19 protein-coding genes and 1 pseudogene are annotated in these 23,682 nt (G+C 43.7%); 7 read left to right on the top strand and 13 right to left on the bottom strand.

Annotated features, from left to right (window positions below; all coding sequences use genetic code 11):
* Positions 1-76 precede the first annotated feature (76 nt).
* Positions 77-841: a TatD family hydrolase gene (locus tag KDW03_RS05235; protein WP_271436334.1), complete on the top strand. Its 765-nt coding sequence runs from the start codon at positions 77-79 to the stop codon at positions 839-841.
* Here the strand turns inward: KDW03_RS05235 and trmB are convergent.
* The 5 genes from trmB to KDW03_RS05210 form a co-directional block, all read right to left on the bottom strand.
* Positions 830-1,456: a tRNA (guanosine(46)-N7)-methyltransferase TrmB gene (gene trmB / locus KDW03_RS05230; RefSeq protein WP_271436333.1), complete on the bottom strand. Its 627-nt coding sequence runs from the start codon at positions 1,454-1,456 to the stop codon at positions 830-832. The two genes, KDW03_RS05235 and trmB, sit on opposite strands and share 12 nt — an antisense overlap.
* Before the next feature lie 8 nt (positions 1,457-1,464).
* Positions 1,465-1,761: an Asp-tRNA(Asn)/Glu-tRNA(Gln) amidotransferase subunit GatC gene (gene gatC, locus KDW03_RS05225; protein WP_271436332.1), complete on the bottom strand. Its 297-nt coding sequence runs from the start codon at positions 1,759-1,761 to the stop codon at positions 1,465-1,467.
* A gap of 9 nt (positions 1,762-1,770) precedes the next feature.
* A complete protein-coding gene (locus tag KDW03_RS05220; protein ID WP_271436331.1) occupies positions 1,771-2,514 on the bottom strand; it encodes a tetratricopeptide repeat protein in 744 nt (247 codons plus the stop codon).
* A gap of 9 nt (positions 2,515-2,523) precedes the next feature.
* Positions 2,524-4,254 carry a S1 RNA-binding domain-containing protein gene (locus KDW03_RS05215; protein WP_271436330.1) on the bottom strand — a complete coding sequence of 577 codons (1,731 nt, stop codon included), beginning with the start codon at positions 4,252-4,254 and terminating at the stop codon, positions 2,524-2,526.
* 155 nt (positions 4,255-4,409) lie between these two features.
* The gene (locus KDW03_RS05210) at positions 4,410-5,534 is read right to left on the bottom strand and encodes a glycosyltransferase family 4 protein (protein ID WP_408648360.1); all 1,125 of its coding nucleotides are present in this window, start codon (positions 5,532-5,534) and stop codon (positions 4,410-4,412) included.
* A 323-nt stretch (positions 5,535-5,857) separates the two neighbouring features.
* On the opposite strand from KDW03_RS05210, the pseudogene KDW03_RS12360 reads away from it, so the two are divergent.
* The 5 genes and pseudogenes from KDW03_RS12360 to KDW03_RS05180 all read left to right on the top strand — a co-directional run bounded on the left by KDW03_RS12360 (position 5,858) and on the right by KDW03_RS05180 (position 10,858).
* Positions 5,858-7,010 (top strand): annotated as a pseudogene (locus KDW03_RS12360) (integrase catalytic domain-containing protein).
* 353 nt (positions 7,011-7,363) lie between these two features.
* On the top strand, positions 7,364-7,774 hold the full coding sequence (locus KDW03_RS05195; RefSeq protein WP_271436327.1) for a hypothetical protein: 411 nt from the start codon (positions 7,364-7,366) through the stop codon (positions 7,772-7,774).
* 21 nt (positions 7,775-7,795) lie between these two features.
* Complete coding sequence (locus tag KDW03_RS05190) at positions 7,796-9,310, top strand: UDP-N-acetylmuramoyl-L-alanyl-D-glutamate--2,6-diaminopimelate ligase (RefSeq protein ID WP_271436326.1); 1,515 nt, start codon at positions 7,796-7,798, stop codon at positions 9,308-9,310.
* A gap of 14 nt (positions 9,311-9,324) precedes the next feature.
* Entirely contained in the window at positions 9,325-9,912 is a 588-nt protein-coding gene (locus tag KDW03_RS05185) for a hypothetical protein (RefSeq protein ID WP_271436325.1), read from the top strand.
* A 7-nt stretch (positions 9,913-9,919) separates the two neighbouring features.
* The gene (locus KDW03_RS05180; RefSeq protein ID WP_271436324.1) at positions 9,920-10,858 is read left to right on the top strand and encodes a hypothetical protein; all 939 of its coding nucleotides are present in this window, start codon (positions 9,920-9,922) and stop codon (positions 10,856-10,858) included.
* Here KDW03_RS05180 and miaA read toward each other — a convergent pair.
* The 4 genes from miaA to KDW03_RS05160 form a co-directional block, all read right to left on the bottom strand.
* Positions 10,807-11,697 (bottom strand): tRNA (adenosine(37)-N6)-dimethylallyltransferase MiaA, encoded by an 891-nt coding sequence (gene miaA, locus KDW03_RS05175; RefSeq protein ID WP_408648359.1) that lies wholly within the window; start codon positions 11,695-11,697, stop codon positions 10,807-10,809. The genes KDW03_RS05180 and miaA overlap by 52 nt on opposite strands.
* A gap of 57 nt (positions 11,698-11,754) precedes the next feature.
* Complete coding sequence (locus tag KDW03_RS05170) at positions 11,755-11,982, bottom strand: hypothetical protein (protein ID WP_271436323.1); 228 nt, start codon at positions 11,980-11,982, stop codon at positions 11,755-11,757.
* A 307-nt stretch (positions 11,983-12,289) separates the two neighbouring features.
* Positions 12,290-14,446, bottom strand: coding sequence for a glycogen debranching protein GlgX (gene glgX, locus KDW03_RS05165; protein ID WP_271436322.1), 2,157 nt, complete (start codon positions 14,444-14,446; stop codon positions 12,290-12,292).
* A gap of 3 nt (positions 14,447-14,449) precedes the next feature.
* Positions 14,450-16,903, bottom strand: a complete 2,454-nt coding sequence (locus tag KDW03_RS05160; protein WP_271436321.1) for a YfhO family protein — start codon at positions 16,901-16,903, stop codon at positions 14,450-14,452.
* A gap of 166 nt (positions 16,904-17,069) precedes the next feature.
* Here KDW03_RS05160 and KDW03_RS05155 point away from each other — a divergent pair, with 166 nt between their 5' ends.
* Complete coding sequence (locus tag KDW03_RS05155; RefSeq protein ID WP_271436320.1) at positions 17,070-18,032, top strand: LuxR C-terminal-related transcriptional regulator; 963 nt, start codon at positions 17,070-17,072, stop codon at positions 18,030-18,032.
* Here the strand turns inward: KDW03_RS05155 and KDW03_RS05150 are convergent, their stop codons facing one another.
* From KDW03_RS05150 to KDW03_RS05135, 4 genes are all read right to left on the bottom strand, one after another.
* Positions 18,033-18,581: a cupin domain-containing protein gene (locus tag KDW03_RS05150; protein ID WP_271436319.1), complete on the bottom strand. Its 549-nt coding sequence runs from the start codon at positions 18,579-18,581 to the stop codon at positions 18,033-18,035.
* 8 nt (positions 18,582-18,589) lie between these two features.
* Positions 18,590-20,920: a SpoIIE family protein phosphatase gene (locus tag KDW03_RS05145; RefSeq protein ID WP_271436318.1), complete on the bottom strand. Its 2,331-nt coding sequence runs from the start codon at positions 20,918-20,920 to the stop codon at positions 18,590-18,592.
* A 15-nt stretch (positions 20,921-20,935) separates the two neighbouring features.
* Complete coding sequence (locus KDW03_RS05140) at positions 20,936-22,198, bottom strand: sugar phosphate nucleotidyltransferase (RefSeq protein WP_271436317.1); 1,263 nt, start codon at positions 22,196-22,198, stop codon at positions 20,936-20,938.
* 275 nt (positions 22,199-22,473) lie between these two features.
* A complete protein-coding gene (locus KDW03_RS05135) occupies positions 22,474-23,673 on the bottom strand; it encodes a sugar ABC transporter permease (protein ID WP_271436316.1) in 1,200 nt (399 codons plus the stop codon).
* Positions 23,674-23,682: the final 9 nt, after the last annotated feature.

Below are 23,682 nucleotides of genomic sequence, written 5' to 3'. Positions count from 1 at the left end.
TTCTCACTAAAAAAATGCAAAAAAATAATTTATACAGTATAATATTGTAACTCAAAATAAAGGATTAGTCAAGTTTATGTACATTGATACCCATTGTCACCTCTCTCACTGTTTTCCTTCTTTCGAGGAAGCACTTCAAAACATCCCAAAAGACATCACTTACCTTATCGATATATCGATATCCCCCAATGAAATCTTAAGTCTTACTCAAAAAATCCTGCCAGAAAAAATACTATCCGCCTTTGGTTTTTACCCTGAACTCTGCGAACAATGGAACGAAGAACAAAAACAAAACCTCAAACACTGGATTAAAACCCTTCATCCTCTCGCCATAGGAGAAATCGGACTGGACTATCATCATCACTACGGCACACCCTTTCTCCAGCAGCGTCTTTTCATTGACCAGCTCGAGCTTGCCTCGCTCTATCATAAGCCCGTTCTTATTCATTCCCGAGATGCTTTTGATGATACCTTTTCCATTCTCCAAAATTTTCACCCGGGAACCCCTGTCATCCTTCATTGCTACGGTTATGGACCAGCAGAACTCGAAAAATTCCTCACCCTCCCGGACATCTATGTCTCCTTTGCTGGAAACATCACTTACCCTTCTGCTCAACTTCTCCGAGATGCCTTGCATCTCGTCCCCAGAGAGAGGCTTTTTCTCGAAACTGATGCACCCTACCTTTCCCCTGTTCCTATGCGTGGCAAAAGAAATCAACCAGACTATATCCGGTATACCTATGACCACGTCTCCAAAATCCTTTCATGGGAACTCAGTGAACTCTGTCAACAAATTCAGAACAATTTCTCAAGGATATTTCTCTCAAAACTAACCAAGTAAAGAATTTTCTATCTTCTCAAAACAAACATACTGAATAGGCCTCAGCGGACTCATCTTTTGATAAAAAAGAGTCGGAAATCTCTCATAAAGATTCTGGACTATTTCTGTTGGATAAACACTTTGTAGCCACTCAAACTGCCGAAAAACCTCCACCGCATAACGGGCATACTCCTCTACATCCGTGACAAAAAAGATCTTACCCCCTTTTTTGAGAACCCGAATAACCTGAAGAACAAACGAAGGTCTGAGAAGTCGATTCTTCCAGTGACGTTTCCGTAACCACGGATCAGGAAAATTGATATGAATTTCATCAACACTGGCTGTCGAAAAAAACACTTTGAGCGCCCATTCTCCGTCTCCATGGATCACTGCATAATTTTTCCGGTTTCTTTTTGCCAGTCGATGGGATGTTTTGGCTACACGCTTTCTTGAAATTTCTATACCAACAAAAAAAGATTCTGGAGACTGATCTGTCTTTTCTATGAGAAAATCCCCATGCCCACACCCAATATCCAGAACAACACGCCTTCCCTCAAGAAGGGGAAACCACTCACTATATAACGGCTCTCTGGCTTGAAACTCTCGCTCAATATCTGGAAAGCGATTGCGTTCCATAGACAACACTATTCGTGAGTTTTCACTTTGGGAACAATGATATGACCATCATCAAAACGAGGAGCAATCCCGGCAATCTCTTCGTTCGAAAGAGAAGAGCCCTCTTTATCCTCTCGCACAACATTCCACTTTTCAACAGCGTGAGTCATGGGAGGGATGTGCTCGGTATCAAGCTCTCCTATCTTTTCAACAAAATGCACAATCTTTGAAAACTGCTGAAGGAAAACTTCTTTCTCCTGATCAGAAAAAGAGAGCTTGGCCAATCGAGCAACCTTTTCCACATCAGAGAGGGTAATATCAGCCATTCTCTCCTCCTATTGTCCCAACACAGGGGTGGCATTCATAGGTGGTGTCACGGGCTGTGCTGAAGAACTGCTCTGACGAAGCATGGTTAATCTGCCCAGAGCCAGACCGTACCAGCTCGAATTCGTGTATTTCGTTACCACTGTCTCGTAAGCAGCCATAGCAGTATTCTTATCATTCATAACTTCTCCTACACGCCCCAAACTGATCCAGGTATAGGGTGTATAGAACTCATTATACTTTCTAGCTACAAGACGGTACGTTTCAAGAGCACTCTGCCAATCTGCATGATGCTCGAGGAGCTGTGCCTTATTCAGAAGCGCAAGTCCCTTGTAAAACGGAGAAGATGCCATCCTCGCCACTTCATCATAGAGTTGAATCGCCTGATTATACGCCTCATCCCCACCCTGTGCAAGATAACTCTGGGCATACAATCGCCCCAAAAGAAGTCTTGCGCGCATTGAGGAAAAAGTACGGGGATACTGTGTACGAATACTATCAAGTTTTGCCAGCACATACTGACTTATCTCATTCACACGGGCTGCGTTTGTACTTACCTGAGGAAGCTGATACACAAGAACAAGTACTGCCTCATCATAGAGCGATGCTGCTTTGCTCTCTTTTTCATTCTCATACGAGAGCCAAAAAAGAAGACCTACAACAACCACCAATCCACCAACAACGGTAAGAGCAATACCAAACCAATGTTGTTTCAATTGTTCTATCAACATTCCAGATGTTTTATTTGACTGCATATACTTCCCTTACTCTGGTTTTTTCTTTGTAACTTTGTTTGCAGGTTGTTTTTCGTTCTTCTTTTGAAAAGCTGCGAGCTTATCGCCCAGCAAAGATCCTATGGTAGGCACCTCGGAAGCGTCGCTTGCAGCCATATGATGGCTCACTTCTTGCTTTTCCTTGTGTTCCAAAAACTCTCTGATGCTGAGTTCTATTCGGTTTTTTACCGGATCAACAACACGAACCGCGGCCTCAACTTCGTCACCCACCTTGAAATGATCAGCAATGTTTTCTATTCTTTCCTTGGCAAGCTGCGATACATGGATAAAAGCTGGAAGCCCCTCCACCTCTACTTCAAGGCCTTGATCAGCTATATTGGTAACTCGAGCCTTGACTGCACTTCCTTTGGGATAATTCATCTGGAAGGTTTTATACGGATGATCCGAAAGCTGCTTCATGCCGAGACGAAGCTTTTGTTTCTCTGTGTCAATCTGGAGCACCACCACAGTAATCTTATCCCCCCGCTTAAACTGAGTCTTGGGATCCACATTGGCAATCCAGTCGATATCCTCCTTGCGAAGAAGCCCTTCAATCCCATCATCAAAACGCACAAAAACACCAAAATCAACAACAGAAGAAACGGTTCCCTCGAGTTTACGTCCCACAGGATATTTCGTTTCCGCCTCATCCCAGGGGTTGGTCTGAATCTCACGGAGAGAAACATCCATCCGCCGTTTTTCGAGATCAAGATCGACAATTTTTACTTCCAGAGTTGTTCCAAGCCGAATAGCCTTGCGTGGATCACGAATCTTTTCCGTCCAGGAGATCTCATCGGCAGAAAGAAAAGCCTCCACCCCATCTTCTACCTCAAGAAGCACGCCATTGGCTTTGTAAGAAACCGCTGTAGCCTTGAGAATATCTCCAACCTTGTATCGTTTCTCAAGACCTTCCCAGGGATCTGGCATCAGTTGTTTGCGTCCAACCTTTATCGATTTCTTTGCCTGATTCATCTCAAGAATCTTGACATCAAAAGTATCGCCCACCTTCACAACCTGAGAGAGATCTTTAATGTACTTCCAGGAAAAGTCTGAAATATGCATAAAAGCAATAATATTTTCAACATTAACGAAGAGATAACTTGGCTCAACTTTTTCCACTGTCCCTTTGACCACATCGCCAACATGGTGTCTTTCAAAGAAAAGAGAAAAATTTCTTGCCTGCCCTCTTTTGAGAAGTTCACGACGAGATACCGTAACCTGGTTACGGTCCTGTTCAATCACCAAGAAATCAAAAGTCTTCCCTTTCAATTCTTCTATATCTGATGGCAAATCAATATGAGAAAGTGGCAGAAAAGCCTTGATTACTCCCCCAAGCATAACAATAAATCCCTTGGGCTGTCCATCTTTTCTGACAACATCCTCTATCACGCCTGAGACAGGTTCATTCCTTTGAAGAGAACGTCTAATCCTCTGCTGAAGATCCTGTTTCTCTGCCTCCTTGCGTGATGCGCGCAAAACACCATCTTTCATATCCATAACAACCACAGCAATACGATCACCAACCCGGGGGTCCTCAGAGAACTCTGCACGAGGCACAACACACTCTGATTTGCCTCCCAGGCTTAGAAATACATCTTCGGCTGTCACAGCCACAACCGTTCCTTCTTGAAGCTTTTGTTTCTCCCGAGCAAAAGATGGCTTGCGTTTTTCTCCCTCAGCCATGGCAGAGAGAAAAATGTCGTCTTTCGATTCGATACCCATAACACCTACCTCTTTTCTGTATTGCCAAAAAATACCTCTATTATTTTAAGGTAAAGTTTTTTTTTGTCAACATTTCGAGGGTGTTTTGTTCCCTCCTTTAACCAGTGAAAGCGTTTCTGAGAACAAAAACGTCTTTTACTTATCATCTACTTTCTTTACTTTTTTCTCAGTTCACAAAATTGTTGATACGCATCATCAACATACTTTTTAAATTCTTCCTCAAACCTCTGACGGCTAAACTGAAGAGCATGATTGCGGATTTTCGTTGGATCAAAGGTATCCTCCATCTGCTCAAATCGCTCAATGGCGCTGGCAAGATCATTTACAGACTGATTCTCAAAATGTATGCCTGTCAAACCGTCTATTACTGTCTCACTGGTTCCTCCGCGTCCAAGACAGATCACCGGCGTCCCACAAGCCTGAGCTTCTACAGGGACAATCCCAAAATCCTCCTCCGCAGCAAATACAAACGCCCTGGCTCGCTGCATAAGATCCCTTAATACTTCATCGCTCTGATACCCCAAAAGCTCCACATTTTTGGCCGCCAGACTCTTAATCTTTTTTTCATCCGGTCCTGTACCTACAACAACCAGCTTTTTACCAAGATGAGAAAATGTCTCAACAATAAGATCGATCTTTTTATAAGGAACCATCCGAGAAGCCGTCAGATAAAAATCTTCCTTCTTTTCACCTAGAAGAAACTTCTCCACATCAACCGGTGGATAGATAACGTCTGCGTTAACTCCATACACCCTTTTGATACGCCTTGCAATATAGTGAGAATTTGCCACGAACCTATCCACACGATGCACTGTCGAGAGATCCCACAATCTTATATAATGAAGAATAAGCTTTGCCAGTCCTCCCTTAAGCCCATGATCAAGTCCACTCTCCCGGAGATACTGGTGGTAGAGATCCCAGGCATACCGCATAGGAGTATGAATATAGCTAATATGCAACTGATCTGCATGGGTAAGCACCCCTTTTGCCACCGCATGAGAAGAAGAAATGATAAGGTCATACTCACGGAGATCAAACTGTTCTATAGCGAGAGGGAAAAAAGCAAGATAACCCCGGTACTTCTTTTTTGCAAAAGGAAGTCTTTGAATAAAAGAGGTTTTTGCATGTTTTCCTTTGAGGATAATTTCTCTATCCCTCTCAGTTAAAAAATCAATAAGGCTATAAACATCAAAATCATCCCAGATATTGGTAAAACTTTCGACACACTTCTCAGCGCCTGCGTACACAGAAAACCAATCATGCACCAATGCCTTTTTGATAGCCAATGTCTTTCTCCTTATCTGGATATTTTCTTGAGTGAAACCCTCATGTTCTCCAAACAGAGAGTCTTATTGTACAGACAAAAGAGAAAAATGTAAAGCAACCGAATTGCTTCATAATAAAAGTACTCGAAAAGGGAACGTTGCTTCAAAATAAAAAAGTACTTTAAATTTGTGTAAAATAATCCAGTTCATGGCTCGACAAGCTCGCCAACCGTGGCTCGACAGGCTCGCCAACAGGAATTGGGTTAACGAGGTCTGAAAAAAGACCTATTTACAGGGAAACGGCAAAACAATATCAAAAAGCCAGCAAAAAGGAAAAAATGGAGATACTGGATTATTTTGTGAGGATAACAGGCCTAAAAAATCGAAACTATGCCGCCAGGCTCTTGAGGCAGCACGGAAAAACCATATATGTAGGCAAAAAAAATTACCTTAAAGCCGATATAGCCAAAAAGGGCAAAAGACCTGGCAGAAAGAAAAAATTCGGCGAAGAAGAACTAAAAATGCTAAAACAGGTCTGGGAAATTGAAAACTACATGTGTGGCAAACGTTTAAAGCCAATTTTAAATGAAGTTTTAGATAATCTCTTAGCAAACGGACATCTCCACGGTTCTCCACAGGCTATAGAAAACTTGCGCCATATAAGTGCCTCAAGTATTGACCGACTTTTGAAGCATGAGCGTAAAAAGCTTGAGATAAAAGGACGAAAAGGTACAAAGCCTGGAACGCTATTAAAGCAACAAATAGCTATACGCACGTGGGCAGAGTGGGATGAAAATTGCCCTGGGTTCATGGAGATTGATCTGGTAGCCCATGAGGGAGGAAATAGCCGGGGAGACTTTGCTCAAACATTAAATATGGTGGATGTTTGGAGCGGTTGGACAGAACTTGTGGCAATCAAAAACAAGGCTTCAAAATGGGTAAGAGAAGCCATAGAAAAAGTCCAAAGAAGACTTCCTTTTGAGTTACGGAATTGATTCTGATACCGTGCTGAATTTATTAATCATCCTCTACGCGATTGGTGTGAGAAGCACCAGATAAAATTACAAGGGGAGAAGCTCCCGTTCCAATGATAACTGCTACGTTGAGCAGAAAAACTATTCCATAGTCCGCCAGAATGTTGGATACTTCCGCTACGATACCGAGGAAGAAGTCTACTACTTGAACCGACTCTATGCGTATCTCAGGCTTTATGCCAACTTTTTTCAACCGGTTATGAAAATGACAGAGAAAAAGAGAATCGGAAGCAAGGTGCAAAAGAAGCATGATGATATTAAAACTCCCTACCAGCGGCTTTTAGAAAGCTCTTATGTAAGTGAGGCACAAAAGGAACGCCTAACAAGGCTTTATAAGGCTCTCGATTTGTTTCACCTAAGACAAAAAATTACAGCTTGCCAGAGAAAACTTTTCAGCCTTCAAAAGAAAAAGAATGTAAAAAACAAAAATTTGGAGGAAACTGTATGGAATTTTTGAGTACTTTTTTTTATGAGGCAATGATTCGAATTTCGAGTACTTTTTTATTTGACGCAACGGGGCAACAATTTTTATTGTGAATAAAAAGCTTGAGATTTTTGGAAACATCAGTTGCTGCAAAATTTTATACCTCGAAAACAAAAAAAATAAAAAATTTGGGAGTTTATGCGATCGTAAGAATTGTAACGTGACTTTATTTCACCTATGATACTCTCACTGTACTTTTGGGAACTGTTCTAGCTAGCAAAAAAAATGAAAAAAAGAGAAATCCTTTTTTCACCAAAAACATTGCTTGCATTATTTTTCTTTATTACCTATAATATGAGAGGAAAAAGGGGGAAAAGGAGGTAGATATGACTCATAAAATCTCTTTTCTGGCTCTTGTAATATTAATCAGTGGGTGTCTTTCTTCTGCCCCTACAAAGTCTGAAGCCTCTTTCTCTGCTTCTATCGATGGGCAGGAACTCTCGTACCGCCTCAGCCAACAGGGTGATATAACCGTAGGTGGCCTCTACCTTGTAGGGCAGGGTGGAACGTATGATTATGCTCTCCAGTATGATGCTCCAAAGGAAGGGGTGGCTATGCTGTATGTTATCGCCAATGATGAGGCAAAAATGGTACGTCGTATCACCATTCCTCAAGGAAAGGGTGTCTTGAACTTCAATGCTAATTCAGATTGGGTTGAGAATGCCGAAGAGATGAAACTGGAACTTTCTATGAAAGGATCAAGCAAAAAGACGATTCTTCTTTTTGAGGGGAGATAAAAAAGAAAAAAGGGGCATCCAATGTTAATGAATCTTCTTTTGAGGGATATTTTAGGACGAGAAGCGTTTGAAACAACCTATCGGTCGATCGCGATGAAAGAAGTGACATCGATAGAAAATGATTCCCGTCGTGTCACCCCTGACACCCTCTTTATTGCTGCTTCTGGCTATATTGATGATGCCCACCCGTACATTACCGACGCGTATGAGCGAGGGTGCCGGATGTTTCTCGTTGACGAAACACAGCAGGACATCTGGCAAAACCGATATATTGACGCTTTTTTTATTGGCATCCCCAATATCCAGCGCCAGCTTGGAAAAATCGCCAGTCATTTTTATGATCATCCTTCCATGAAGCTTGTGGTCTGCGGAATCACAGGAACCTCCGGAAAAAGCACCACGGCTTTTGTGACCTATCAGGCTCTTCGAAAGATGGGGTTTCATGCGGGGCTTATCGGTACTATTGAGTACCGCATAAACGATGAATCTTTTCCGGCCCCAAATACTACCCCGGATGCCCTTATGCTCCAGCGTTTCCTTGCTCAGATGGTGGAAAAGAAGGTGGAGTATGTTATCATGGAGGTTTCCTCGCATGCCCTTGCCCTTGGACGGCTCGAGGGGATCGACTTTGACATTATGGCTTTCACCAACTTTTCTCAGGATCATCTGGATTTTCACAAAACAATGGAGGAATATTTTGCTACGAAACTCTCCGCTATAGACCTACTCAACCAATCCAGAAAACCCAAACGTATCTTTATCTACAATCAAGACATGAACCGGGCTGTGGAAGTATTAAAACACGCCCTCTCATTTCCTGATATACAACTCTATAGTATCTCGCTCAGGGATGAAAAAGCTGATTATTGTGCTACGGATATCGTTCTCTCTTCGGAGGGAAGTAGCTTTCGTGTGAAGGGAATCCCTTTCTCTATCCGGATGATTGGCCTCACAAATGTGTACAATTTCACCATGGCTTTTGCTATTCTGGCACAGTGGCGACTTCATCTTCGGGCTATTGCCCAATCGATGAGCGATATTACCGTGAAAGGCAGGGTCGAACCTGTGGTGGGCAATGGTATTACTGCCGTAATTGACTACGCCCATAAACCCGATGCCCTCGAAAAAGTACTCCTCACTCTCCGTGATACCCTTCGTGAAGGAGGGCGTCTCATCAGTGTTTTTGGGGCAGGGGGCGACCGTGACAGAACAAAAAGACCCATCATGGGAGAAATCTCTGGAAAGCTTGCTGATTATACTGTTCTCACCTCCGATAACCCTAGAACAGAGGATCCCCTCGCTATTCTTGCCGAGATAGAAGAAGGTATCAAACGAATAACCAAAAACTACATCATAGAACCAGACAGAGAAAAGGCTATCTTTGCTGCCCTGACTATGGCAAAACCAGGGGATATTGTTCTCATCGCGGGCAAGGGGCATGAAGACTACCAGATCATAGGCAAAGAGAAACGACACTTCAGCGACCGGGAGATTGTTGAAAAATGGTTCACCCAGCATGGTATCCCGTGGAAATAGGAGAAAAAATACGCATGAGAAGAATCGCAGGCTTTTTTTTATTTCTTGTGGGTGGGTTTCTCTGGAGCATTATGAGTGCCCCCATGCTTATGCCCGTCTCACCGGGAGAAAATATCGTCTACGGTGGAATAAATGAGTTCCTCTATCTTGATCAGCTGGAGGGATGGAATATCCCCGAGATAGGCTACAAAAGGGGTATCAACGAGCAATGGGCTATAGGAATACGCACCTGGAGAGTCGGACTTCTCGGTGAATTGTCGTATGTTTTCCTGGGTAATCCCAACAGCTGGTTTCGTTGCTCAGGAGTTGGAGGCGGAGGGTTTTCGTATTCTGTCTCTACCAGGCAATGGGAGCAAACCGCTGAAATGGCTTTGGGTTTTGATGTAGCCCTCGCAAGACCCATACGAGCGTATTTTTCTACAGGCTGGCGTTTTCTTTCCTCCACAACGTACCCCTTCTGGAGAATGAGTGCATCTCTCTGGATACGCTGGAGATCGGTTGTTTTTCTTCCAGAGATTTCTCTTGTGCGTTTTGCTCAATTTGATCCCTCCCTGCCCCCTTTCTATTTCAATCCTGGCATAGCCATCGGTTTCTCGTGGTAGGAAGAGTATGTCTGATTATCCGAAAGGTTCATGGCATCCCAGACAATCCGAGAGTCTGATGTCCCGTCTCTCAGGATTTTCTCACGTACCCTTCATCGTGCGAAGGGCACGAGGCGTTTTTTTGTATGATATTGATAACTACAAGTATATTGATTTTTTCCTTAACCATGGAGAGGTTCTTCTCGGATATAAACCACAAAATTTTCAAAACCTCAAAAACTCCTTAAGCCGCATGTTCTATGGGTCACCACTTTCCCTCGTCCATTACCGCCTGGAACAAAAGGCAAAACTCTGGCTTGAAAAACAAAACATCTCCTGGAAGTCTCTTCTCTTTTTTGGGAGTGTAGCGGAGGCTTTGCTCTATCTGCAAGAGATTCTTGGTTTTTCCAGTTTTCAATCAAAAGTCTGGAGCATCCCTTTCCCTGGGTCATCTTCCTCAAAAGAGGTGATTTTTTTTGAACGACTGAACGAACAGCTTGAAGACGAAACCATTCCTTCTTCCGGGCTAGCTATCCTGGTAGAAAATGCGTGTTTTGGTCGTCTCTCAAACGGTTTATCCCTCAAGGAAGGATGGGACATGGCTCTCGTGGGAGGTGTGATAAGTAACGGGGCTGGTGGGGCTATGCTTATCTCACAAAAAAAACTCCCTCCCGTCTCACCTCCGCCTTTTCCCGTAGCCAACGCGATGCTTGCTACTTTTCAGATACTTCTTGCCCGAGACACCTGGGAATGGCCAAAACTTCCTCCACTCTTTCACCAACGAGGAGGATGTTTTAAACTCCCATCAGATATTCAACCAGAAACTCTTCTTCCCCATGGGGTGTTTGTCCAGAAAACTGCTTTTCTTTCCTTTGCTCATGAAGAACCAGAGATTCGCCGCCTTATCAAGGCAGTTCAAGGCCAGGGCGTACCCTCGACAAACCCCACCTCTTCTGAAAAACTCTGAGTTTCAAGCCACGAGAGAATATTGTGGGTAACTTTCTCTTCTTCAGAAGGATAAAACCAGTGAATGTCTTTATTCTTCCGAAACCAGGTAAGTTGCCGTTTCGCATAGCGGCGGGTTTCCCTCTGAATTGTCTCTATCATTGTTTGTTTGTCATAACAACCCTCAAGATACTCTAAGACCTGTTTGTAGCCAAGAGACTGAAGGGCAAAAGCATCCTTTCCCCATTGTTTACAGAGTTTTTCTGTCTCTTCGATAAGCCCCTCTTGCACCATATGAATGGCTCTCCTATCAATCCTCTGGTACAAGACCTCTCGAGGCCACTGAGGCGCCACAATATACCACGTAACATCAAGGCGTTTATTTTTTTTCTGAAGGGTGGAGAGTTTCTCTCGAGCTATGTCATACACTTCGAGAACACGGGTCAGACGCCTTCTATCCTTGGTTTCGTTCGAAGCAAACCACTCTGGATCTACTTCTGCCACTCTTTGCAAAAGCTCTTCAAGAGAAAGGAAGGCATACTTTTTTCGCTGCTCCGGAGTAGCAACAGGACCTTCAAAAAGACCATAATAGAGGGCATTGAAGTATAACCCTGTTCCCCCTACAACAATAGGGATCTTCCCCCGACGAAGAATATCACAGATGGCTTCCTCGGCCATACGTTTATAAAGACCTGCACTCACGCTTTCGGGGGGATCTATCCTATCAAGACAATGATGGGGAACAACCTCGCGAATCGCGAGAGATGGTTTTGCAGAACCGATATCAAGTCCACGATAGATCTGCACAGAGTCGCAGGAGACGATTTCTCCCCCACAGGTGAGGGCAAGACGAACTGCTATTTCACTTTTTCCGGAAGCTGTAGGTCCGACAACAGCAATAATACCAGCGATAGAATGCTACCTCTCATCTTTCTGTGGTCCAGGTTCTACCTCATAGGAGAATACACCATTCAAAAAATCATTAATGGCCACAACAGTCACCTTTTCTTTGCGATGTTTGGAAACAGGTATCTCGAGAGAGTTCTCGTGCTTTTGAGAAAGATATCTCGCGTACTTCATAATTGCAACACACGCTTCGTACTTGTTGCCATCAAAAGCAAGCAACTTCTTTATATCAATCCCCATATATCCTCCTTGGCGCCAAAATAATGGAGTCTATTGTAACACAACTCTTTTTTTTTGTCAAATTCCTCGAAAAGAGTCCGCACGAAGTATAAAAAGAGAGAGGCCCCGCCGGGGGTAGACGGGACCTCTATATATTTAAGGGGGCAATAATATATATGCAAATATCGTGCCAAAGTGAAAAATCTTTATTCTAATGTAAAATATTACAAAATAATAAAATAAAAAATTGCTTTTTCCCTCTCCTTTTTTCAAATGAGAAAAATGCACACTTTTGCACTTATACAATATGCACTATTGTGCATATTGCTTAATGCATTTTCTTTTCAATGAGGACAATAATACTTCGTGGAGGCACATGAATAACAGGTTCCTCTAAAATGGGCCGATGCGGTGGATCAAAAAACCCCGGTTCTCCATCTGTATTGATCATAATCTCCCAATGACAGGCAGCAGAAGGTTCCGGAATATGAAAATTAAGTCCTTCCCAGTATGCATTCAGCATCACGTAGAGGTTTGGTGCAGAAATTTCGGTATAAGGATCATCCCAACGAGTTCCTTTGATAAGAAAAGCAAGACTACGGGAAAAATACTCCCAATCTGGATCAAAGAGTTCAATCCCATGCCAGAAGATATCCCCTTCCTTTTCCTCATCCCCTGCTACAAAGAAGTGCTCTTTTTTAAAAGGAAGGTACGACTTGCGAAAATGAATAAGAAATCGGCAAAAATTATAAAAATCCCTGTTTTTCTCAAGAAGACTCCAATCAAGCCAGTTGTACTCATTGTCCTGACAGTAGGTATTATTGTTTCCTTTTTTGGAAAAACCAAATTCATCCCCGCCAAGAATCATCGGCGTACCCTGTGAAAGCATCAGAAGTGTCATGAGGTTGCGCATTTGTTTTCGACGGAGATGAAGAATCTGAGGGTCATTGGTTTCTCCCTCAATACCACAATTCCAGCTGAGATTGTTATTATCTCCATCCTGGTTATTTTCCCCATTTACCTCATTGTGTTTCTCGTTATAACTTACCAGGTCAGCGAGGGTAAACCCATCATGAGAGGTGATAAAATTTATCGAATGCTGGGGTTTTCGATTTGTCTGAAAGAAGATATCATAGCTTCCGCATATCCGTTTGGCTATCTCTGGCACCTTGCCTGGATCACTGCGGACAAAACTCCTTACATCATCCCGAAAACGTCCATTCCACTCACACCAACCAGAAGGAAAATTCCCAACCGCATAGAGCCCACTCGCATCCCAACCCTCGGCGATAATTTTTGATCTCGAGAGAATAGGATCCTGACTGATCTCTCCCAGAATAGAATAGTCGGGAATCCAGTTGCCTGCCATATCCCGCCCAAGAATAGCCGCAAGATCAAAACGAAAACCATCCACATGCATATCAATCACCCAGTAGCGTAAGCTATCCAGAATCATCCGTTTCACCACGGGATGATTACAGTTTAAGGTATTGCCACACCCGGAATAGTTTTTGTAGTAACGACCATTCTCCAGCATGTAGTAGATACTGTTATCTATCCCTCGAAAACTCACCGTTGGGCCTAGTTCATTCCCCTCTGCGGTATGGTTATACACGACATCGAGAATCACCTCTATCCCTGCCTTGTGAAATGCCTTCACCATCATTTTAAATTCTCGCACCGCACGAAGGCCATCCTCCTCGGTGGCATACCAGTTCACGGGAGCAAGAAAACCAAGCGTCGAATACCCCCAGAAGTTTTTGAGTCTTTCTCCTGTTTTGGGATTGGTGTGGATATTCTCATAGGGATTAAAGGCATGAACAGGCAGAAGTTCCACTGTCGTGATCCCCAGCTCTTTGAGGTAGGGGATCTTTTCCGTCAATCCGAGATAGGTGCCGGGATATTTTACACCAGATGTAGGGTGTTTGGTATACCCCCGCACATGAAGCTCATAGATAATTGTTTCCTTGAGAGGGATGTGGAGGGGTTTGTCTCCCTCCCAGTCAAACTCGGTATCACTCACGACCTGACACTTCGCCAGCGTATGAAAGTTTGTCATGGGACTAAACGACAAATCAGCAAAGGGAGAATAAATGTCATAGCCATACGAAGCAGGATCATCCCACTGATAGTACCCTGTTATCGCCTTTGCATACGGATCAATGAGAAGCTTGTTTCTATTAAAACGGTGCCCCTTTTTCTCGGGCCAGTAAGGACCGTCTATTACATACCCGTAGCACTGGCCACTGGTAATACCATGAATAAAAACATGCCAGATATCCCCTGTTCGATGTTTATCTGGATGAAGTTCTATGACATAGTGAGGTTCTCTATCACGATAATCATCAAAAAGAAGAAGATACAAACGGGTTGCATGACGTGAAAAGATGGCAAAATTACACCCTGCATGTGTCAGGGTCGCCCCCAAAAGATAAGGACTCCCCACTTCTATACGGAGATCCCCCCGGTTTTCCTGGAGTGTCATACACTACTCCTGTTCTTTATTGTTACGCGAGGAAATAGCAAGCCCTACACCCGAACCCAAAGCTACTACCACTCCCAACCAGCCTAAAACCTGATAAAGAAAAACCGCCTCATAAGAAAACACAACCGTGTGTTTTCCAGAGGGTACTTTCACTGCCATCTGGGCAATATTAGCCTTCAAAATAGGCACTTGCGCCCCGTCAATCTTCGCCCGCCACTGTTTATGATAACGATTGGCTACGAGAAGATGGCCCGGTGTATCACTCTCTACTTCCACCACAAGTTTCACAGGTTTATAGGATACCAGATCCACTCTCGCATGAGAAGACGGAAACTCGAGAGACTCTCCTTGCTCTACCACCAGTACCTTTTCTCTTGGCCAGTCAGGACGAGAGAAAAGGTGAAAAGCCTCGTCCCGATTGGTGACTGCTACTGCCTGAGAAAACCATGTCACTCGGGGAAATGCTCCATTCACCTTATACAACGCGTGAGGCTGCCCCATCTTATCACGAAGAATCCCCACGAGAGGATAATTGGTATTTGTCACCACAGCATCAAGAAGAAGATACCCCACGTTGGCAACCCGAAATATAGGAAGATTAGCTGCCAGCACATCATCGAAAGTCTGAAGTTGTGTGACTCCAGAGGAAAACCATCCCGCCCGCATAAACATCTGAAGATCCTGATCTACGGCCGACTCCGCCGGGATATCAAAAGCCTCGATTCCATGGTAGAGAAAATCATAGGTGAGATATGCCTGGCGAATACTACATACCGGCATAGGAAATATCCGTGCCTGCTGCTCTACCAAAAGAGAAGGAGCAACACGTACCACTCCTGCCTGCTTAAGAGTGCGGATTATCTCATCCTCCCGGTAGAAAGAAGGTCCCTCTTTCACATACGCGCGGTCAAAATAAAACCAATTTATTGTCAAAAGATCAAGCAACATGCCACCAAAAATAAAACTCACAGCCAGACGTCGAGAGAGAACCCTCTGTGTTTCTGAAAGAACATCCCTTCGCAAACTCATGAAAGCCAATCCAATCGCACCCGCAACAAGGAGAAAGAAAAACGTCATGCGGACCAATGCCCATCCCCGGTTTTCCACAGCAATACCTGCGTACGCTTTGAGGGTAGTATACAGGTTCTGATAAAGCCCATCTGATGTTATAACATGATACAAAAGCCATAGAAAAGATACACCAACAAGTACCAATGCCACCTGCAAAAGTTTCTGGAAGAATTCTTTTCTTTCTTCCTCAAGCCAGGATCGCAATTTATCAAAGGCATATGAGCCCATCACAACAAGCCCCACGCCCGGCACTATAAGCCACTTCAAAGGAACACGAAAAGAAGACATTATTGGCAAGTTATAAAAAAGCCAGTAAAACGGCTTACCCGGCCAGAATTTTCCAAATGACAGCAAAAGCCCTATGACCGTCCATACCCCCCAGAAGCCAAGCCAGACTTTTTCCTCTCTTTTGATATCCTTTCTCAAGAGAAACGAAAATCCAAGGAAACCAAACACCACGAGGAAAAATCCAAGTGAATCACTATTCCCATTGAATTCTTTTGTCCCCCAGTAGGGCGCCTCTGGATCCCCGGAAAGTTTCCCATGATAGCCAAAAGCAAGACTATCGATAAGCTCCCTTGGATCCTGAGAAAACTGAGTGGCAAACTCCCATCCCGAAAGACCCACATTTTGCCCCTCTTGAAGAGCCTTTCTTCCCTCAAGGATATTCAACCAGCCACCCAACGTGACACTCATCACACCAAACATCAAAAGAGCCACAACCAGCGATTGTGCCAACCGAAAAGGAAATTTTTTCCCAAACTCGCTTTTATCCTCTTGAATCCATATGACGAGCACCATCGTTGCCGCTATTAACGAAAGGTAAAATCCTCGCTGGATATCGGCATTCATCATCGCTCCCCAGAAAAATCCACTCAACAGTGCCCAGCCAAGCCACCGCCATCCTTTTTCTCGAAACGTGTTCGTTAACGCCCACAGTAACCATCCAAACCACGCCATTACCTCAAAGACTAAAAGATGTCCACCCAATACCAGTGAAACCCAATGAGGCATAAGCCCGTAACTTAGAGCCCCAAAAAGCGCCCCCCAAAAACTTCGCCCAATCCGGCGGAGCCACAGCCACATTCCAGCCATGGCCAAGAAAAGAACCACAGGATAAAAAATGTTTTGCATCCACATCGCTGGTACCATCCGCAAGAAAAGATGGTAAAAAGAAGGCGTCATATCTGTGGCACCACTCCCCATCCAGTAGAAATGATGCCACTGCCCCAACGTTGTAGCAAGAGAATTCTGCATTGTCTTAAGAAGCCCTATAGATCCATCAATCCCCTGAAGAGGATAACCAAGAAAACTCTTCCAGAAAAGAAGAAGTAAAACGCCTGCGAAACATCCAGAAAGAATAAGAAAAGAACGTTTTTTCTCCATGAAAAACTCCTTTGCATCACAAGGTAAATAATTATAAGTAAGGAAGAAGAATATTGCAAATAGAAAAAAATCATACCATCAGATAAAAGCAAAAGAAAAAGAAAGATCGACACCCCTTGACGAAAGAAAAAAAAGCTTTATAATTATAGCCAGAAAAGAGGAGAAAATGCCAGAACCAAAAAAAATATTCCGTATCGAACATCTCTCCGTTACCATAGAACATGCTCTTGTGCTTGAAGATCTCTCGTTATCCCTGGAATCAGGGGAAATGTATTATCTTATAGGGGACAGAAACAGTGGAAAAAGTGTTCTCGCCTGTATTTTGCGCGGGAACTTTCCCAGAAGCCATTATCAAGGGGAGATATTTTTAGAAAATACCCCAATCTCTTCTCTCTCATGCAAGCAAAGAGAGGATCTTGGTATAAGAGTGCTTTCGCAGAATTCGGCTTTTGTTCCTGGTATGACTCTAGCTGAAAACCTCTTCCTTGGAAATGAAATACACAGCATTGGTGTCTTACGATGGCATAGGATATTCAAAGAAACCATCAGAATACTTAACGAAATTCAATGGGACATCTCTCCTTCTATTCTTCTCAAAAACATACCCAAAGATAAACTTTACCTTGTCTCATTAGCCAAGGGATTCCTCTCCCCTACAAAAGTCTTTATTATCGACGAAGCCTTTACTCACCTGGATATCTATGTTGAAAGCCAGAGAAAAATTGCCTCTATTCTCGAACGTCTCAAAGAAAAAGGCGTTGCTATCCTCTATCTAAACCACAAGATAGACAACACTATGTCAATAGCCAATCGCGTTGGGGTCCTCAAAGAAGGGAAAATAGCCTACGAATCAGATGCCCGGCAAACCATCCCCGAAAACCTTGTCTACAAACTTCTCGGTGAACCAGAAGAAAACCCGGAGATCCCACCTTCCGTGATAAAGAAATACAACCTTACCCCTCGTGAGACAGAGATCATGAGGCTTCTTTTCGAAGGTATGAATGCCCGCCAGATTAGCGAAACCCTCTACATCTCGCTCTCCACCGTCAAAACTCACATCTACAACATCTACCAAAAAACAGGGGTAAAAAATCGCCTTGCTCTTGCTCGTCTCTGCTCGCTTAAATAATCACCATGGTTGCCGCGGTGCATCAGGACGAATCAAGGGGTCAGTATAAACATCCAGCGCATCACGACTTGGAGAAGAAAATTCAGACACCACAGCACCCTCCTCACCCGCCTGAAACCAGTGAAGCGTATCGGGAGGAATCGTATACTGATCGCCGGGCAAGAGCACAACCTCATGCCAGACTGTAAAAAAATCTCTGCGTTCCTGGGGCACAGAGGCATGCATGTGTGGGGTTTTCTCCCCCGGCACATAAAGATAAACCTTGCCCCACCGACAACGAAAGGTTTCTTGTTTTCCTGGTTCACTTCCCACTGGTGGGTGGCGATGCTCCGGACAGGTCTGACCGGGAAATAAAACCAGTTCTTTGGCACAATACCTCTCTGTATTCACATACACAACGAGCTGAAGTCCAATCCTATCCGGAATACCCAACCCATATTCCGCAACCTCAATCGCCTCTTTCTCTTTCTCTGAAAGTACTACACCGGCACGTTCAAGGTATCTCAACGTCCTGGCACAATGAGAGAGATAGATATCCTTCGTCAACATGGTTCCTCCTACTTCCCGTCACCAAGCTTTTTTTTTACGAGTTCAAGATTCTTTTTTATGGTCTCATTGCCTGCATCAAGCGTTAAGGCTTTTTCAAACATTTTGACTGCTTCTTGAAGCCTACCAGCCTTAAAAAACGCCACACCGAATTGGTTGTATATCCGGGCATCGGAAACCCTTTTAAGCGACAGTGCTTGAATGGTTTTAAGAGCTGCGTCTATTTTACCCTCTCCCAGAAGTTTCAAGGCTTCTTCATAGAGATTTTCCTGCCTCCCACTTAAAGAAGGCGCCGTTTCTGTACATGTGGCGGCAGCCCATTGAACAGGTTTAGCATATCCCTTAAACTCTACAATAAAAAGAGTCATATCGTCACTCTGTGCTACCCCTTCACAAAAAGCCTGAACATCCTCCCACACCTTGCCCACCAGATCTTTTGGGGGAAGCTTTTGATGCTCCACAAGACACTTCTGGAAACGTTCATAACCATACTGCTCTTTCTGAGCATTGTGGGCTTCCACAATCCCATCAGTGAAAAAGACCAGTTTGTCGCCAGGTTGTAGTTTTGTTTGATCTGTCTCAAAAACCACTTCTTCCATCATACCAATGAGAAAACCCTTCGCATCCAGTTTTCGTACTTCGTTTTTCTCGGATGAGAGAAGTAAGACAGGATGATGTCCACCATTCGCAAACAAAAAATCACCTGTTTCAATATTGAGTATACCATAATACGCTGTGATATAATGATCAAGATCTCCTATCAAACGAAGTAGCTCCGTATTGAGTTCTTTCAAAAACTGACCGGGGGTTTTGTCTTCATGGGCTCGACTCTGAAACAGTGCCTTTGCCATAGAGGATATAAGAGCCGCAGGGACTCCATGACCAGAAACATCAGCTATCAAGAGTGCATAAAGATTTTCTCGTAAAAGCATACAATCATAGAGGTCTCCCCCCACATTTTCCATCGCCATATAGGAGACACCAAAATCCATCTCCTCTCGCTGAGGAAGCATTTCCACGGAGGGTATGAGATGCTCCTGAACACGCTGCGCCATCTCCAATTCTAACATCATCTGGTGATTCTTTTGAGACAACTCCTCATTTGCCATTTGTAACTCGAGAGTCCGCTGCTGAACCATGAGCTCGAGATTTTCAGCAAAAGTCTGTATCGTATCCGCCATCTCATTAAAACTCGTTGCCAAATTCTCCAGTTCATCTCCGGTTTTTACCTCGATACGATGGGAGAAATCGCGAGCACCAAACGCCATCACACCTTGCTTCATCACGAGGATATGATTGACAATCATCCTGTTAACCACCAAAGAGAGAACAAAAATCGTTAACCCTACAAAAATCAATGTAAAAAAGAAACTTATCATTCCCAACATGGTAGCAGGAGCAAAAGCCTCCCCATAACTTACACTTGCCACAACAAACCAATCTAACTCGGGAAGATAGCGAAAAGCGTAAATCGTTTTTACTTTCTTGACGTTTTCTGTATCATTTCCCTCCACAAAGAGTTGTTCATCCGTAGCCACCATCATTCCATTGGTTTTTTGTTGAATCAGTCGATGAATCTCCGTATCTCGAATGCGGCTCTCCAGCATTTTCGTCGAATGTATCACCTGGGTAAAAAGAGAGGTAAAGATCTCCACAGCCCCGGTTTTGCCTATCTTGAGTTTCACGATATCATTACGAAAATCCATGGGGTTAATAAGATTGCGAAAATCTGCTTTGTAAGTAGAAAGAACAATCACCCAATTGAGAGGTTTATAATAGATATAATGATCGATCTTCTCCACCAATTGTCCATTCTCTTCTACCGTATACTCTATAAACTCCACCTGTCCTGGTGGTAACGTAAGAGCATCCGCAAGGATATTCATGTGATACAAAAGCCCATTCACATCCCTGGCACCAACTTTAACCACATTCTGTCCGATGAGTGATCTGTCAGGATGAAAAACCACATCCCCTTTCAAGGTGAGGATATATGCAAAACCTCTTCTTCCTAATTCAACATCCTTAAGAAGCTTAAGAACGCTTTCTTTGATCTGGGCTTCTTTTAAGGTTTTCTTCTTAGTTACATCCTCCAGAAACCTGTACGTCTCTTCAAGGGGATATTTTACATAATTCTTGATAGCCGTATTCAAAGCCGTCTGAGCAACAATAGTGGCACCAAGAACATTATTTTGCAATTGTTCCTCGACAGAATTCCTGAGTTGGTTAGAGGCATTCATATACAACACAACACTAAGTGCAGACATAAAAGACAAAATAAACAAGACGAGAACAAAGAGAAGCTTTTTTCTAATCGACATCCTCTGAATAAAAGGCGACATTATATCCCCCTATCTTTATATTATTGTCCCATCGGGAACAACCGTATTTTTGGGAATCACTATTATGCCATCAACAATACTATAAAAATCTCCTTCCTCATGCTGGACTCTGTGCTCATTCGTTAGGCGAACACCACGGCCAATACGACAATTTTTGTCAATAATCGCTTTCTGGATCACACTCCCGGCTCCAATAACACACTGAAATCCAGACCCGCCCTCACTATCCGTAACAAAATAGTCCGCGCCCATAATAACGCTCTCCTCAATCTGGGCTCCTTTCTCTACCAGTGTCCGAATACCAATAACAGAGCTCCGGATTTCCGAAGACTCTATCTTCACACCATCACTCACCAGCGAATCAGAAACCCTGGCTTCAAGGAGACGGGCTGGCGGTAGAAACCGTGGCTTAAAGAAAAATGGCCAATCAGCCTGATAAAGATCAAAAACAGGGTCCTTTTTCACCAACCCCAGATGTGCCTCGTGGAAAGAGGCAACCGTTCCTATATCCTCCCAGTATCCTGTAAACTCATAAGCAACCACAGAGCCTCCCCCTGCTATAACACCAGGCAAAACCTGCTTGCCAAAATCCTGCCACTCCGGATGATTGTACAATACTTCCTTTAAAAAATCCAGATCAAAAAGATAGATCCCCATTGAGCCATACAAACGCTCACCCCGATACCATTCAGGGGGAATATCTTCAGCTTTTGGTTTCTCTTTAAAATTTATCACCCTCCCATCTTTGATCTGCATTAACCCAAAACGCTCTGCATCCTGTCTTTTAATCGGAAGTACAGCAAGAGTAACTTGAGCATTTTCATCAAGATGGCGACGGAGAATCTTTCGATAATCCATCCTATACAGTTGATCTCCAGCGAGGATGAGGACATAAGATTTTTGCATGCCCTGATGTTCAATATGCTTTAACCCCTTACGAACCGCATCGGCTGTGCCTTCTGAAAACCCACTCTCCGCGGGATTAAAACTCAGCTCAGAGGCCAGAATATCAACAAAACCCTCACGAAAGATATCAAGTTTATAGGTCTGCATGATATGCCGATTCAGAGAGGCTGATTGAAATTGCGTCATGATGTAGATCTTATGCACCCCAGAATGAATACAATTGCTTACAGGAATATCAATAAGACGATAATTGCCTGCAAAAGGGACCGCCGGCTTCGCGCGAAATTTCGTAAGAGGGTAGAGCCTCTGTCCCCTTCCTCCCCCTAAAATAAAGGCAATAGTTTGTTCAAGAGATCGAGAAAAATTTTCCATAACGCCCTCCTTTTTTTGTTTTTTTTTTTGAGTACATAACCCATAAAAACCCTTTTCACCGATTGTGCCTCTCACACCCGGCTTATTCTTAAAAGGCTTTATAGAGGTTGGTCACGCTCACACCTTTTTTCTTTTTCTGAAGATCCTTCAATTTAAAATCCCATCACCTTATATTTCACCGTTTATTTATCTCCATCATAGTATCCAACGTATAACACTCCTTACAAAAAAGGAGCATACTGCTCCATGGACAGTATGCTCCTGGGCAGAGGAAACTATGACTTCTTCCTCGTTCTGACATCAACCCACACCGCAAGCAGAAGGATAAGCCCTTTCACAATGTACTGGAAGGTAATATCCAGGTTCATAAGACTCATCCCATTGTCGAGACTTGCCATCACCAGAGCTCCTATCAAACTTCCGACAATGGTTCCTTCTCCACCCATAAGACTGGTTCCTCCAATCACAGCTGAAGCAATCGCATCGAGTTCGGCATTTTGTCCTGCGGAAGTCGTTGCTGCATTGAGGCGCGCCGTGTACACAATCCCCGCTACGGCGGTGAGGAGCCCCATAAGCATGTAAAGAATCATCACGTTACGGGCAATATTGATACCCGATAAACGAGAGGCTTCTGCATTACCACCTATGGCGTAGAGATGCCTTCCAAAAACAGTGTTATTGGCTACAAAAGTCAGGACAATGGCTAACACCATCACAAGAATAATCGAATAGGGAACACCCAGATAAATCACCATAATCCCATAGAAAGCAGCTATAACTACAGACATAAGAAGCATCTTCAAAAACTGGTACTTGAGAGGAAGAACATGAAATCCGTATTTTTGCCGATCCCTGCGCACCTTCATCTCAAAAAACCAGTACACAATCACACTGGCAATCATCAGGTACAAACTCGTATCATGAAAAGGGAGCGCCTCATTCAATTTGGGGAGATAAGACTGGCCAATAGCTTTAAAACTGTCGGCTGCAACAGCGTCTGCTGCCATCTCCAGCCCCTGCGTCTGCCCTCCCGTAATACCTATAATAGCACCACGAAAAGCAAGCATGCTCGCAAGTGTCACGATAAAGGCCGGGACCTTCTGATAAGCAATCCAGAAACCATGCCAGGCACCAATAACCAATCCAACGAGAAGGGTCACAAGTACGGTAGGAACAGGACCCCATTCCAGACGAATCATAAGAATAGCGGCAACAGCCCCACAAAAACCCATCACTGATCCAACCGAGAGATCAATATTTCCTGTCACAATAATCAAAACCATACCCATGGCTAGAATAGCCGTTGTTGCTGTTTGAACAAAGAGATTAGACAGGTTTCGAGGAGTCAGAAAAATAAACTCTGTCAAAAATGAAAAGATGAGCCATATCCCCAAAAGTGCAAAGATCATAGTATACTGACGAATATTCTTTCGAATAGAGTGTGCAATAAGTTCCCACAACGATTTGTTCTCCATAAATGTATC

Source organism: Thermospira aquatica, assembly GCF_023525255.1.
GTDB classification, from domain to species: Bacteria; Spirochaetota; Brevinematia; order Brevinematales; family Thermospiraceae; genus Thermospira; species Thermospira aquatica.
The sequence above is the reverse complement of the archived record's forward strand: the minus strand, read 5'-3'. Positions and strand labels throughout refer to the sequence as shown.

What these genes read in the sequence shown, in the direction of transcription:
- KDW03_RS05235 (WP_271436334.1), top strand. Translation starts at nt 77, where the DNA reads ATGTACATTGATACCCATTGTCACCTCTCTCACTGTTTTCCTTCTTTC.
- KDW03_RS05150 (WP_271436319.1), bottom strand. Translation starts at nt 18,581, where the DNA reads ATGTTGACGAAGGATATCTATCTCTCTCATTGTGCCAGGACGTTGAGA.
- glgX (WP_271436322.1), bottom strand. Translation starts at nt 14,446, where the DNA reads ATGACACTCCAGGAAAACCGGGGGGATCTCCGTATAGAAGTGGGGAGT.
- KDW03_RS05145 (WP_271436318.1), bottom strand. Translation starts at nt 20,920, where the DNA reads ATGTCGCCTTTTATTCAGAGGATGTCGATTAGAAAAAAGCTTCTCTTT.
- KDW03_RS05180 (WP_271436324.1), top strand. Translation starts at nt 9,920, where the DNA reads ATGTCTGATTATCCGAAAGGTTCATGGCATCCCAGACAATCCGAGAGT.
- KDW03_RS05215 (WP_271436330.1), bottom strand. Translation starts at nt 4,254, where the DNA reads ATGGGTATCGAATCGAAAGACGACATTTTTCTCTCTGCCATGGCTGAG.
- KDW03_RS05195 (WP_271436327.1), top strand. Translation starts at nt 7,364, where the DNA reads ATGACTCATAAAATCTCTTTTCTGGCTCTTGTAATATTAATCAGTGGG.
- KDW03_RS05185 (WP_271436325.1), top strand. Translation starts at nt 9,325, where the DNA reads ATGAGAAGAATCGCAGGCTTTTTTTTATTTCTTGTGGGTGGGTTTCTC.
- KDW03_RS05220 (WP_271436331.1), bottom strand. Translation starts at nt 2,514, where the DNA reads ATGCAGTCAAATAAAACATCTGGAATGTTGATAGAACAATTGAAACAA.
- trmB (WP_271436333.1), bottom strand. Translation starts at nt 1,456, where the DNA reads ATGGAACGCAATCGCTTTCCAGATATTGAGCGAGAGTTTCAAGCCAGA.
- KDW03_RS05155 (WP_271436320.1), top strand. Translation starts at nt 17,070, where the DNA reads ATGCCAGAACCAAAAAAAATATTCCGTATCGAACATCTCTCCGTTACC.
- KDW03_RS05190 (WP_271436326.1), top strand. Translation starts at nt 7,796, where the DNA reads ATGTTAATGAATCTTCTTTTGAGGGATATTTTAGGACGAGAAGCGTTT.
- KDW03_RS05170 (WP_271436323.1), bottom strand. Translation starts at nt 11,982, where the DNA reads ATGGGGATTGATATAAAGAAGTTGCTTGCTTTTGATGGCAACAAGTAC.
- KDW03_RS05140 (WP_271436317.1), bottom strand. Translation starts at nt 22,198, where the DNA reads ATGGAAAATTTTTCTCGATCTCTTGAACAAACTATTGCCTTTATTTTA.
- KDW03_RS05160 (WP_271436321.1), bottom strand. Translation starts at nt 16,903, where the DNA reads ATGGAGAAAAAACGTTCTTTTCTTATTCTTTCTGGATGTTTCGCAGGC.
- gatC (WP_271436332.1), bottom strand. Translation starts at nt 1,761, where the DNA reads ATGGCTGATATTACCCTCTCTGATGTGGAAAAGGTTGCTCGATTGGCC.
- KDW03_RS05135 (WP_271436316.1), bottom strand. Translation starts at nt 23,673, where the DNA reads ATGGAGAACAAATCGTTGTGGGAACTTATTGCACACTCTATTCGAAAG.